Source organism: Peterkaempfera bronchialis, assembly GCF_003258605.2.
Classification (GTDB): domain Bacteria; phylum Actinomycetota; class Actinomycetes; order Streptomycetales; family Streptomycetaceae; genus Peterkaempfera; species Peterkaempfera bronchialis.
Window position 1 is genome coordinate 3,786,009 of sequence record NZ_CP031264.1, and the last position, 12,463, is coordinate 3,798,471.

Below are 12,463 nucleotides of genomic sequence, written 5' to 3' on the forward strand. Positions count from 1 at the left end.
GGCGGGAACACCCGGCATCGGGTTACCGTTCGAGTGGCGTCGGTCGGCCCCGCCGGTGAAAAAGCGGGATCCGTCCGTTTGACAAGGGTGGCCGGGGTACGGTCACACTCCGCAGTTGGGGGTGCGTCGTGCAACGCGGCGGGCCCCGGCGGAGGCCGGGTCGAACGGCGCGCGCCCGACACAGGAGCCGCGCATCACCGGCCGGCCACCACCCACGACCGGGAGAGAAGAGCAGAAGGTGTCCCCGACCAGCGAGACCGCCCGCGACGGACGTCGACTCGTCATCGTCGAGTCGCCGGCCAAGGCGAAGACGATCAAGGGCTATCTGGGCCCCGGGTACGTCGTCGAGGCGAGCGTCGGGCACATCCGAGACCTCCCCAGCGGCGCCGCCGAGGTACCCGCCAAGTACACCGGCGAGGTGCGCCGCCTCGGCGTCGACGTCGAGCATGACTTCGAGCCCATCTATGTCGTCAACTCCGACAAGAAGAGCCAGGTCGCCAAGCTCAAGTCGCTGCTCGCCGACGCCGACGAACTGCTGCTCGCCACCGATGAGGACCGCGAGGGCGAGGCCATCGCCTGGCACCTCCAGCAGGTGCTCAAGCCCAAGGTGCCGGTGCGCCGGATGGTCTTCCACGAGATCACCAAGGACGCCATCCAGGAGGCCGTCCGCAACCCCCGCGACCTCAACCAGCGCCTGGTCGACGCCCAGGAGACCCGCCGCATCCTCGACCGGCTCTACGGTTACGAGGTCTCCCCGGTGCTCTGGAAGAAGGTCGCCCGCGGCCTCTCCGCCGGCCGGGTGCAGTCGGTGGCCACCCGCCTGGTGGTGGAGCGCGAGCGCGAGCGGATCGCCTTCCGCTCCGCCTCCTACTGGGACCTGGTCGGCACCTTCTCGACCGGCCGCGCCGGCGACGCCGCCGACCCGGAGTCCTTCGGTGCCCGGCTCACCACCGTGGACGGCCGCCGGGTCGCCACCGGCCGCGACTTCGGCCCCGACGGCCGGCTCAAGGGAGCCTCCGCCCAGGTGCTGCACCTGGACGAGACGGCCGCCCGGGCGCTGGCCGCCGCCCTCGCCGACACCGCCTTCGCGGTGCGCAGCGTGGAGTCCAAGCCCTACCGGCGCTCCCCGTACGCGCCCTTCCGCACCACCACGCTCCAGCAGGAGGCCAGCCGCAAGCTGGGCTTCGGCGCCAAGCGCACCATGCAGGTCGCCCAGAAGCTGTACGAGAACGGCTTCATCACCTACATGCGAACCGACTCCACCACGCTCTCCGAGACGGCGGTGGCGGCAGCCCGCGCCCAGGTGAAGCAGCTCTACGGCGAGTCGTACCTGCCGGACGCCCCCCGGGTCTACGCCAGCAAGGTCAAGAACGCCCAGGAGGCGCACGAGGCGATCCGCCCCTCCGGCGACCGCTTCCGCACCCCGGCCGAGACCCGGCTCTCCGGCGACGAGTTCCGCCTCTACGAGCTGATCTGGATGCGTACCGTCGCCTCCCAGATGAAGGACGCGGTCGGCCAGTCCGTCACCGTCCGGGTCGGCGGGCACAGCGCGGACGGCCGGGATGTCGAGTTCTCCGCCTCCGGCAAGATCATCACCTTCCACGGCTTCCTCAAGGCATACGTCGAGGGCGCCGACGACCCCAACGCCGAACTCGACGACCGCGAGCGCCGGCTGCCCCAGGTCACCGAGGGCGACCCGCTGGCCGCCGAGCAGCTCGCCCCCGAGGGCCACGCCACCAAGCCCCCGGCCCGCTACACCGAGGCTTCGCTGGTCAAGGAGCTGGAGGAGCGGGAGATCGGCCGCCCCTCCACCTACGCCTCGATCATCGGCACCATCCTCGACCGGGGCTATGTCTTCAAGAAGGGGACGGCGCTGGTCCCCTCCTTCCTCTCCTTCGCCGTGGTCGGCCTGCTGGAGAAGCACTTCGGCCGGCTGGTCGACTACGACTTCACCGCCCGCATGGAGGACGACCTCGACCGCATCGCCCGTGGCGAGGCCAAGGCGGTGCCGTGGCTGCGCCGCTTCTACTTCGGTGACGGCGACGTCGACGCCGCCTCCGCCGCGCACGCCGGAAACGGCGACGGCGACCACCTCGGCGGCCTCAAGGAACTGGTCACCGACCTGGGCGCGATCGACGCCCGCGAGGTCAGCTCCTTCCCGGTCGGCGACGGCATCGTGCTGCGCGTCGGCCGCTACGGGCCGTATGTCGAGCGGAAGGGCGAGGACGGCGCCGAGCAGCGCGCCGACGTCCCCGACGACCTGCCGCCGGACGAGCTGACCGTCCAGCTCGCCGGGGAACTGCTGGCCAAGCCCACCGGCGACTACGAGCTGGGCACCGACCCCGCCACCGGCCACGCCATCGTGGCCAAGGACGGCCGCTACGGCCCCTATGTCACCGAGATCCTCCCCGAGGACGCTCCCAAGACCGGCAAGAACGCCGTCAAGCCGCGCACCGCCTCGCTGCTGAAGTCGATGTCGCTGGAGACGGTGACCCTGGAGGACGCGCTCCGCCTGCTCACCCTGCCCCGGGTGGTCGGCACCGACCCCGCCGACGACCAGGAGATCACGGCGCAGAACGGCCGCTTCGGCCCGTACCTCAGGAAGGGCACCGACTCCCGGTCGCTGGAGACCGAGGAGCAGATGTTCACCATCACCCTCGACGAGGCCCTGGCCATCTACGCGCAGCCCAAGCAGCGCGGTCGCCGCGCTGCCGCGCCCCCGCTCAAGGAGCTGGGCGCCGACCCGGTCAGCGGAAAGCCGGTGGTCGTCAAGGACGGCCGCTTCGGCCCGTATGTCACCGACGGCGAGACCAACGCGACGCTGCGCAAGGACGACGACGTCGAGACCATCACCCCGGAGCGGGGCTTCGAGCTGCTGGCGGAGAAGCGCTCCAAGGGCCCGGCGAAGAAGACCGCCAAGAAGGCCCCGGCGAAGAAGGCGGCGGCCAAGAAGACCACCACCGCCAAGGCCGCCACCACCACCAAGACCGCCGCCAAGACCGCCGCCAAGACCGCCGCCAAGAAGACGGCGGCGAAGTCCACCGCCAAGAAGGCCCCGGCGAAGAAGACCACGGCGAAGGCCGCTGCCCCGGCCGAGTCCGGCTCCGCCGGCCTCCCGGTCTCCGAGCAGGTCTGACCGGCCCGGTGGGCGGTCCCGGCAGCGTCCGGGCCGCCCACCGCCGGTCACAACCGTGTCATGAGCGCATATGCGGACAGTCACCTCTCCGTTTGAAGCGGCGCCGGACGGTTAGGCTGGCCGCATGACGCGTGACGAGCAGCCACAGCCCAGGGCCGAGGCCGCGGCGGCAAAGGCGCCGCCCACGTCAGCGCCGGCACCTTCCGACCCACCCGCCCCCGGGGCGGAGGAGCACGCCGCCGCCGGCGGCCCGCGCACCGCACCCGAGGTCGCCCCCGCCGGGACCCCGGGCGAGCGGGCCCGCGCACTGCTCCGCATCCGCCCCTACCGCCGGCTGTGGACCGCGCAGCTCATCGGCGGCACCGCCGACCGGCTCGCCCTGCTGGTCCTGCTGGCGCTCACCGCCCAGGCATCCGCCGCAGAACAGCTCTTCGGCGGCGGCTACCGGGGCCTGGCCTTCACCCTGGTCGCCGTGTTCGCCGCCCGCCTCGCGGCCACCCTGCTGCTCGGCGCGGTACTGCTCGCCCCCCTGCACGGCCTGCTCGCCGACCGGCTCGACCGCCGCTGGACCCTCATCGGCTGCGACGTGCTGCGCGCCGCCCTGGTCGGTGTCGCACCCTGGTGGATCGTCTGGACCGGCCACAACGCCGCGACCTGGCTCTTCGCCACCGTCTTCGCCGCCGGCGCCGCCGAGCGGGTGTGGAGCGTCGCCAAGAGCGCCACCGCCCCCGCCCTGCTGCCCGCCGCCACCCCCTACGCACCGGCCGTCGAGGCCAGGCCCGCCGGCTCCCAGCTGGCGACCGTACGCTCCCTCGACCTGGCCACCGGCTGGGCCACCGTGCCGCTGGCCGCCGCCGTCCTGGTCGCCCTCACCCTGGTCGGCAATGTCATCGCCACCGGCGCCGACTGGCTGCGCGCCCACCAGGCCACCACCGCCGCGCTCGGCGCCGCGCTGCTCTTCGCCGCCTCGGCCGTCCTGCTGTACCTGCGGACGCTGCCCTCCGGCCGCGGTACGGCAGCCGCCCCCCGCTCCCCGCTCCAGAGCCTGCGCGCCCCCTCGGACGCCGCCGGTCCGGTGCTCTCCCGGGGCCGCACCGGCTCCGCCCCGTTCTTCACCTTCGCCATCGCCGCCGCCTGCGCCGCCATGGCCGGGGTCGCCTCGATCGCCCTGCTGCACGCCGCCGACCGGGGCGCCGGTCCGATCGGCTACGGCCTGCTGGTGCTGGCCGCCACCGGCGGCCCCGCACTGGGCATCCGCACCGCGCGTGCGACGCTGCCCACCCTCTCCCGGCGGCGGCTACTGGCGCTCGCCCTCGGCGTACTCGGCCTGGCGCTGATCCTCGCCGGGCTGGTGCCCGACTACGTCCTGGTCCTGGTACTGACCGCGCTGGCCGGTACCGCCGCCGGCACGGTGATCACCACCGGCCGGGCGCTGCTCCAGCAGGAGACCGAGGAGACCAGGCAGCCCAAGGTCACCGAGCATCTGCACGCCGTGCTGCGGGCCGTCATCGGCGCCGCGCTGATCGTCGTACCGCTGCTCGCCGCCGCCATCGGCACGCGGCAGTACGGCGACCGGACCCCCGGCACCTTCTCCTTCAGCGAGGGCGGCGCCGGGCTGGCGCTCGCCCTCTGCGGACTGCTCACCCTCGCCCTCGCCGCCGTCGTCCTGCTCCGTACCGACGACCGACGCGCCACCGCCCCCTTCGGCCGCGACCTGTGGAACGCCCTCCAGGGCAGCCCGCCCAGGGCCCCGCACCGGGCCGGCACCGGCTACTTCATCGCCCTGGAGGGCGGCGACGGCGCCGGGAAGTCCACCCAGGCCCAGGCACTCGCCGAGTGGATCCGCAGCAAGGGCCACGAGGTCGTCCTCACCCGCGAACCCGGCGGCAGCCCCGTCGGGCAGCGGCTGCGCGCCATGCTGCTGGACGTCGGCAACACCGGCATCTCCCACCGGGCCGAGGCCCTGCTCTACGCGGCCGACCGCGCCGAACACGTGGAGAACGTCATCCTGCCCGCCCTGGAGCGCGGCGCCGTGGTGATCACCGACCGCTATATGGACTCCTCCATCGCCTACCAGGGCGCCGGACGCGACCTGTCCGCCACCGAGGTCACCCGGATCTCCCGCTGGGCCACCGGCGGGCTCGTCCCCGACCTCACCGTGCTGCTCGACGTCGACCCCGAAGCCGCCCGGGAGCGCTTCACCGAGGCGCTGGACCGGCTGGAGTCCGAACCCGGCGAGTTCCACCGGCGGGTCCGGGCCGGGTTCCTGGCCCTGGCCGCCGCCGACCCCTCCCGCTACCTGGTCGTCGACGCCGCCCGGCCCGCCGGAGCCGTCACCACCGCCATCCGCCACCGGCTCGACCGCGAACTGCCGCTCTCCGAGCAGGAGAAGGCCCAGCGCGTCGAGCAGGAGCGGCTGGCCAGGGAAGAGGCCGAGCGGCGGGCCGCCGAGGAGGCCCGCCGCAAGGCGGAGGCCGAGGAGGCCGAGCGGCAGCGGCAGGAGATGCTCGCCAGGCTCCGCGCCGAGGAGGCCGAGCGGGAACGCCTCCGCAAGGCCGAGGAGGAGCAGCAGGCGGCAGAGGCCGCGCGCCGGCTCGCCGAGGAGGAGGCCAAGCGCCGCGCCGAGGAGGAGGCCCGCCGCCGCGCGGCCGAGGAGACCCGTCGCGCGGCCGAGGAGGAGGAGCGGCGCCGCATCGAGGCAGAGGCCGCCCGCCAGACCGAACTCCAGCGGCAGCGCGAGGTCCAGCGGGCCGAGCAGCGCCGCCGCGCCGAGGAGGCGCTGCAACGGGCGGAGGAGGCCCGGCTGCGCGCCGAGTCGGCCGCCGCTGCGGCTGCGGCGGCGGCCGGGGCCGACTTCGACGACATCACCACTGAGCTGCCGCAGGCCGCCCTCGGTGGCGTCGACCCGGACGGTGCCACCACGGAGATCTCCGAGGAGGACCGGCTGGCCGCCGTGGAGGCGGCCGGTCCGCCGCCCCGGGTCTCGCCGGCCGAGAAGACCGCCCCGATCCCGCGCTTCCAGCCCGGACCGGGCTTGCCAGGCTCGCCGGGTTCGCCTGCCGATGAGACCGCGGTACTACCCAGGGTGCCGGGCACGCCCGCCGGGGCGGACAAGCCCGTGGACCGGGCGCCCAGCTGGCTGTGGCGGCCCGACCCGCAGGCCCCGGCGGGGGAGCAGCCGGTGGAGCGTACCCGCGAGATGCCCGCCGTCGGCCCCGAGGCGCTGGCCGCCCGGGGCGGGGGCGACCGGCCGAGCCGCCCCCGCCCCGACTGGGCCGAGGAGACCCCCCTGGACGACCTCCCCAGCCTCACGGACCGGCTGCTCGGCCCCCGCGAGGAGCAGTGGGAGTACCCCGACGAAGGCCCCCGCCCCCGCGACTGACCCCACCCCGGAGCCCCGGCCCCACGCCGGGGCTCCGCCATGCCGCCCCGCTGCCGCCCCAGGGGCCGCGCCGGGGCGTGCCCGTGGCCAGGCTGTGGGGTCGCCGCGCGGAGCCTGCCCCGCCGCCTCGCCCCTCTCCCGCCTCAGGGCCCCGGCCCCCACGCCGGGGTTCCCGCCATCCCGCCCTTCCCCGCCGCCCCAGCGGCCCGGCCCCCCGCCGGGGCGTACTCCTGGCCAGGCCGTGGGGTCGCCGCGCGCGGTGCCTGCCCCGCCGCCTTGCCCCGCTGCCGCCGCTGGGGCCCGGCCTCGCACCGGGATTCCCGCCTTGCGGGGGCTGGCGTGTGCAGGTTCCGGCTTCCCGCGCCGGGGCGTCCGCTCTGCCCGTCGTCCCCGCACCCGCACCCGCACCCGCACCCGGCACCCGTACCGCCGACGCCGCCCACCGCCGCAGGGGCCCCGTGCCGGGGCTCCCGCCGTGCCCTCGCTGTCAGAGGCTGCCGTGCCGTGCCGTCCGTATCGCCGCCACAGCCTTCCCGGGTCCCTTGCTCGCACCGTCGCCGCCGACTGGACCTACCGCCGCAGGGGCCCCGGACCTCCGCCGGGACTCCCACCCTGGCAGTCCTGATTGCCGTCCCTGAACGACCCGAGTCCTGCCCCGCCGCAGGGTCCCGTGTCTCCGCGCCGGGGCTGCTGCTCTGCGCCGCTTCTACCTCCAGCGCCCCGCCACCCGCAGCAGGCTGTCCGACCACCGGACTAAGCTCGGCAGGACAACACCAGCCCCGGCATCAGCAGAGCAGAAGCGTGGAGATGGCCCCGTGAGCGTGTGGGACGACCTGGTCGGCCAGGAGCGGGTGGTCGAGCAGTTGACCGCCGCTGCCGTGGCGGCGCGGGCCGTCGCGGCCGGCGGCGGCGCGGGGGCCGGGTCGGCGATGACCCATGCCTGGCTGTTCACCGGCCCGCCCGGCTCCGGCCAGGCGACCGCCGCCCGCGCCTTCGCCGCCGCCCTTCAGTGCACCAGCCCCGACCTGGAGCTGGGCGGCACCCCGGGCTGCGGGTTCTGCGACGGCTGCCACACCGTGCTCGCCGGCAGCCACGCCGATGTGAAGACCGTCCGCAACGACGGCCTGTCCATCCCCGTCCGCGACATGCGTGAACTGGTGCTGCGGGCCTCCAGCTACCCCACCGGCGGCCGCTGGTCCGTCATCCTGCTCGACGACGCCCACCGCCTCACCGAACAGGCCGCCAACGCGCTGCTCAAGGGCGTCGAGGAGCCGTCGCCCCGGACCGTCTGGCTGCTCTGCGCCCCTTCCGTGCAGGACGTCCTGCCCACCATCCGGTCCCGCTGCCGGCTGCTGGTGCTGCGTACCCCGCCCGCCCCGGCCGTCGCCGACATGCTGGTGCGGCGCGACGGCGTCGACCCCGCGCTGGCCGAGGTCGCCGCCCACGCCTCGCAGGGTGATCTGGACCGCGCCCGCCGCCTCGCGGTGGACGAGCAGGTCCGCGCCCGCCGCGCCGATGTGCTGCGCATCCCGCTGGAGGTCTCCGACATCGGCGGCTGCCTGGCCGCCGCCCAGCGGCTGGTGGACACCGCCAAGGCCGACGCCGAGCAGCTTGCCGAGACCCGGGACGCCAAGGAGACCGGCGACCTCAAGGCCGCCTACGGCGCCGCCGAGGGCCTGGGCAGCCGGGCCCCGCGCGGCATGGCCGGTGCGATCAAGGAACTGGAGAAGCGGCAGAAGAGCCGCGCCACCCGTACCCGGCGCGAGACCCTCGGTGTGGCGCTGATCGAGTTGCTCGGCTTCTACCGCGACGTACTCGCCCTCCAGCTGGGCAGCACCGGCGCCCTCGCCAACCAGGACCAGCGGACCGCCCTGGAGCGGGTCGCGTCCGCCGGGCCGCCGGAGTCCACCCTGCGCCGCATCGAGGCTGTGCTCGCCTGCCGCACCGCCCTGGACCGCAATGTCGACCCGCTGCTCGCCGTGGAGGCCATGACCATCGCCCTCCGCGCCGGCTGACCACCGCGCAGAGCCCCGCCCCCGCTGCCCCGCCCTGCCTCCGCCACCCGGACACCGCCGGAAGGCCCCCGCCATCACTCACTCGTACGAGTGATCCAGGCGACCCGGCCGGAGCGGTCCCGGCCCGCCCCCGCGCCGTCTTGCAGGGTGAGATGCCAGTGCGCCCCGCCGCGGCCGACGCGGACCTCCGGGGCGCCGGCCCGCCCCGGAGGTGCTGCGCCCATGGTCCGTCCGGCCCTCGTCCTGATCCTCCTCACCATCACCGCCGCCGCGCTCCGGCTCGCCCGTTCCGCGATCACCGGCTGGCGCGAGCAGACGGCCGGGAAGGCGTACGGGCTGCCGAGCGACCGCCGCCGAGCCCTGCTGCACGGCGCCGGCGCGACCGGGTCGGGACTCTGCGCCGCCGCGCTGCTGGCCACCCTCACCACCGGCAGCCACACCCACAGCCACACCACCAGCACCACCAGCGCCACAACCACCACCACCTCGCCCTCCGCGGCAAACCCGCCGCGCACCACCGGCCAGGCCGCCCCACCCCCCGCCTTCTCCACCATCGGACACCCCGCAGGCGGCGAACTCCTCCAGGGATCGCTCCCCACCGCCGACGGCACCCTGCGCGCCGTCCGGGTCTGGCTGCCGCCGCAGTACGCCGAGAACCACGACCGCACCCGCTTCCCGGTCGTCGTCCTCCAGGCCGGCTCCCCGGGCCGCACCGCCGACACCGAGACGCCGTATGTCTTCGACGGCTTCGCCGACGCCGTACGGCAGCACCGCGCCGTACCGTTCGTGGTGATCGCCCCGCAGTCGGCGCCCGGCACCCAGCGCCCCTGCGACCTGCTCGCCGCCGCCCCCGAAGCCGTCCCCGACGACGCCGTGCTGCGCACCGCCGTCGTCGCCCGCTTCCGCACCCTGCCCGCCGGACCGGAGGGCTGGCAGACCCTGGGCGTCGGCCCCGGGGCCCCTTGTGCCGCAGCCGCCGGACTGGCCCGCCCCGACCTGTACGGCGCGGCGGCGGCCGTCTCCGGGACGTACGACGCCCCGGTCCTCGCCCGCACCGCCGCCGAAGGACGCCCCGGACCCGCCACCCCGAGGCTGCTGCTCGCCGCCGCCCGGAGCGACCCCGCCGGACGGGACGGCGCCCGCAGGCTCCGCGACGCGCTGCGCGCGGCGGGCGGCCATGCTGTCGGCGCCCGGGTGCGCACCTCCGAGGTGGTCCGGGACGTCCAGGCCGACCAGGAGCGGGTCCGCCTGGTCAGGGTCGCCGTGCAGTACCTCGCCGAAGCGCTGCCCGGCGCACTCCGCCGCAGCTGAGCCCCGCCGCACGCCGTCACGCCCCGACACGCCCCCGGACCGGTGGCGGACCCGGGCCGTCCGACCTGCGGCGGCTACGCTCGGCGCAGTCCGGGCCGCCGAGGCGTCCGGAACCCCGAGACGGAGGAACGGTGCGATGAGCGGGGCGAAAGGCGCACGCGGAACGCGGATGCGGCACGGCGGTACCGCATTGCTGGCCGCATGCGGACTGCTGCTGACCGGCTGCTCATCGGACGGCGGCTCCGCGCAGCCGTCCAGCGGCACCCGCACCGCCGCCGCACCAGGTGCCACCAGCGGCGACGCAGCCACCCCCGGCGCCGCCGCCGTCCTCAAACCCCTCCCCGCAGCCACCCCGGCCGCCCTGCTCCCCTACTACCGGCAGACCCTCAACTGGCACGCCTGCGACCGCTCGTTCCAGTGCACCACCTTCAAGGTGCCGCTGGACTACGCCCACCCCGGCAGCGGCGACCTCACCCTCGCCGCCGCCCGCAAGCGGGCCACCGGAGCGGGCTCCACCCGGCACGGTTCGCTGCTGCTCAACCCGGGCGGGCCCGGCGGCTCGGCCATCGGCTACCTCGAAGGGGTCGCCGACATGTACGCCCCGCCGGTGCGCGCCGCCTACGACCTCGTCGGCCTCGACCCGCGCGGTGTCGGCCGCAGCAACCCCGTCCGGTGCCTGAACGGCCCCCGCATGGACGCCTTCGCCGCCGCCGACACCACCCCCGACAACCCGGCGGAGGTCGACGCCCTGGTCAAGGCCGACCAGGAGTTCGCGGCCGGCTGCCGGCAGCACTCCGGCCGCAGCCTGCCGTACCTGGGCACCGTCGAGGCCGCCCGCGACATGGATGTGCTGCGGGCCCTGCTCGGCGACGACAAGCTGACCTATGTCGGCAAGTCGTACGGCACCTACCTGGGCGCCACCTACGCCGGACTCTTCCCCACCCGCGTCGGCCGGATGGTCCTGGACGGCGCCCTCGACCCCTCCCTCGACTCCACCCAGGCCGCCCTCGGCCAGGCGACCGGCTTCGAGACCGCCTGGGCCGCCTTCGCCCGCGACTGCGTCACCCACCGCGACTGCCCGTTCGGCCGAACCGTCGCCGAGGCAGGCCGGTCCCTGGACGCCCTGCTGCGCTCCATCGACCGCACGCCGCTGCCCACCGGCACCAGCCGCCGCCTCACCGAGGCCCTGGCCACCACCGGGGTCATCCAGGCGATGTACGCCGACTTCCTCTGGCCCCAGCTGCGCACCGCCGTCAAGGACGCCCGGCGTGGCGACGGCGCCGGGCTGCTGAGCCTCGCCGACTCCTACTACGAACGCCGCCGCGACGGCAGCTACGCCAACCTGATGCCCGCCAACATGGCCATCAACTGCTTGGACATGGCCGCCCCCTTCACCGACCCGCAGCAGGCGAGCGCCGCCGTGCCGCGCTTCGTCCAGGCATCCCCGCACTTCGGACGGGCCATGGCCTGGATGTCGCTGGCCTGCGCCTACTGGCCGGTCAAGCCCACCGGCCGCCCGCACACCATCACCGCCGCCGGCGCCCCGCCGATCGTCGTCATCGGCACCACCCGCGACCCGGCCACCCCCTACGCCTGGGCCAGGTCGCTCGCCGGTCAGCTCTCCTCCGGCCGGCTGCTCACCTTCCAGGGCGACGGCCACACCGTGTACGGCGGCCGCAGCGACTGCATCGACACGGCGGTCAACACCTACCTGCTGGAGGGCGAGGCCCCGAAGGACGGCAAAGTCTGCTCCTCCTGAGTCTGCTCGTCCTGAATCTGCTCGTCCTGAATCCGCTCGTCCTGGGACTGGCGTCCGGGTCGGCCCCGAATGGCACAATGCCTTCGCCGACCCGAACGCCTGACCAGGAAGGGAAGCCGCCGTGCTGGGAGTCACCGACCTGGCCACCTACACCCTCGGCGCACTGCTCATCGTGCTGCTGCCGGGCCCCAACTCCCTCTACGTCCTCTCCGTGGCCGCCCGCCGCGGCATCCGCACGGGTTACCGCGCGGCCCTGGGCGTCTTCCTCGGCGACACCACGCTGATCGTGCTGGCCTCCGCCGGAGTCGCCTCACTCCTCAGGGCCAACCCCACCCTCTTCGACGTGGTCCGATACGGCGGCGCCGCCTACCTGGTCTGGATCGGCATCGGCATGCTCCGCTCGGCCCGCGACCTCTGGCGCGAACACCGCACCGCCGCCACCCCGGCCCCAACCCCCGCCCCCGCCGCACCCCCGGAGCCCGCCACCGAACGCCCCTTCCGCCGGGCCCTGGTCATCAGCCTGCTCAACCCCAAGGCGATCCTCTTCCTGCTGAGCTTCTTCACCCAGTTCGTGGACCCGTCTTACGGGAAGCCCGTCCTCTCCTTCGCGGTGCTCGGCGGCATCCTCCAGACCTTCAGCGTCCTCTACCTCTCCGCCCTGATCCTGGCCGGCACCGCCCTGGCCTCCGCCTTCCGCCGCCGCCGACGCCTCTCGGCCGGCCTCACCGGCGGCCTCGCCGCCCTCTTCGGCGGCTTCGCGGTGAAGCTGATGATCTCCTCCAGCATCTGAACCCCCGACTGGATCACTCCCAGACCTGTGTAGACTGTCCCGCGTTGCCAATGCGACCCCCGTCTCCCCG

General features: G+C 75.0%; 6 protein-coding genes. All 6 read left to right on the forward strand.

Features of this window, described 5'->3' with window-relative positions; genetic code table 11:
- Positions 1–238: 238 nt before the first annotated feature.
- The 6 genes from topA (at position 239) to leuE (ending at position 12,393) form a co-directional block, all read left to right on the forward strand.
- The gene (gene topA / locus C7M71_RS16830; RefSeq protein ID WP_111491311.1) at positions 239–3,136 is read left to right on the forward strand and encodes a type I DNA topoisomerase; all 2,898 of its coding nucleotides are present in this window, start codon (positions 239–241) and stop codon (positions 3,134–3,136) included.
- A gap of 124 nt (positions 3,137–3,260) precedes the next feature.
- A complete protein-coding gene (gene tmk / locus C7M71_RS16835; RefSeq protein WP_114914399.1) occupies positions 3,261–6,518 on the forward strand; it encodes a dTMP kinase in 3,258 nt (1,085 codons plus the stop codon).
- 815 nt (positions 6,519–7,333) lie between these two features.
- Positions 7,334–8,533 (forward strand): DNA polymerase III subunit delta', encoded by a 1,200-nt coding sequence (locus C7M71_RS16840; protein WP_111495241.1) that lies wholly within the window; start codon positions 7,334–7,336, stop codon positions 8,531–8,533.
- Between the two features lie 222 nt (positions 8,534–8,755).
- Complete coding sequence (locus C7M71_RS16845) at positions 8,756–9,844, forward strand: hypothetical protein (RefSeq protein ID WP_114914400.1); 1,089 nt, start codon at positions 8,756–8,758, stop codon at positions 9,842–9,844.
- 136 nt (positions 9,845–9,980) lie between these two features.
- Positions 9,981–11,603, forward strand: a complete 1,623-nt coding sequence (locus C7M71_RS16850; protein ID WP_111495407.1) for an alpha/beta hydrolase — start codon at positions 9,981–9,983, stop codon at positions 11,601–11,603.
- 121 nt (positions 11,604–11,724) lie between these two features.
- Positions 11,725–12,393, forward strand: coding sequence for a leucine efflux protein LeuE (gene leuE, locus C7M71_RS16855; RefSeq protein WP_114914401.1), 669 nt, complete (start codon positions 11,725–11,727; stop codon positions 12,391–12,393).
- Positions 12,394–12,463 lie beyond the last annotated feature (70 nt).

Bases quoted from the DNA above. Each gene is read 5' to 3' on its own strand.
- C7M71_RS16850 (WP_111495407.1), top strand. From the start codon at position 9,981: ATGAGCGGGGCGAAAGGCGCACGCGGAACGCGGATGCGGCACGGCGGT.
- tmk (WP_114914399.1), top strand. From the start codon at position 3,261: ATGACGCGTGACGAGCAGCCACAGCCCAGGGCCGAGGCCGCGGCGGCA.
- C7M71_RS16845 (WP_114914400.1), top strand. From the start codon at position 8,756: ATGGTCCGTCCGGCCCTCGTCCTGATCCTCCTCACCATCACCGCCGCC.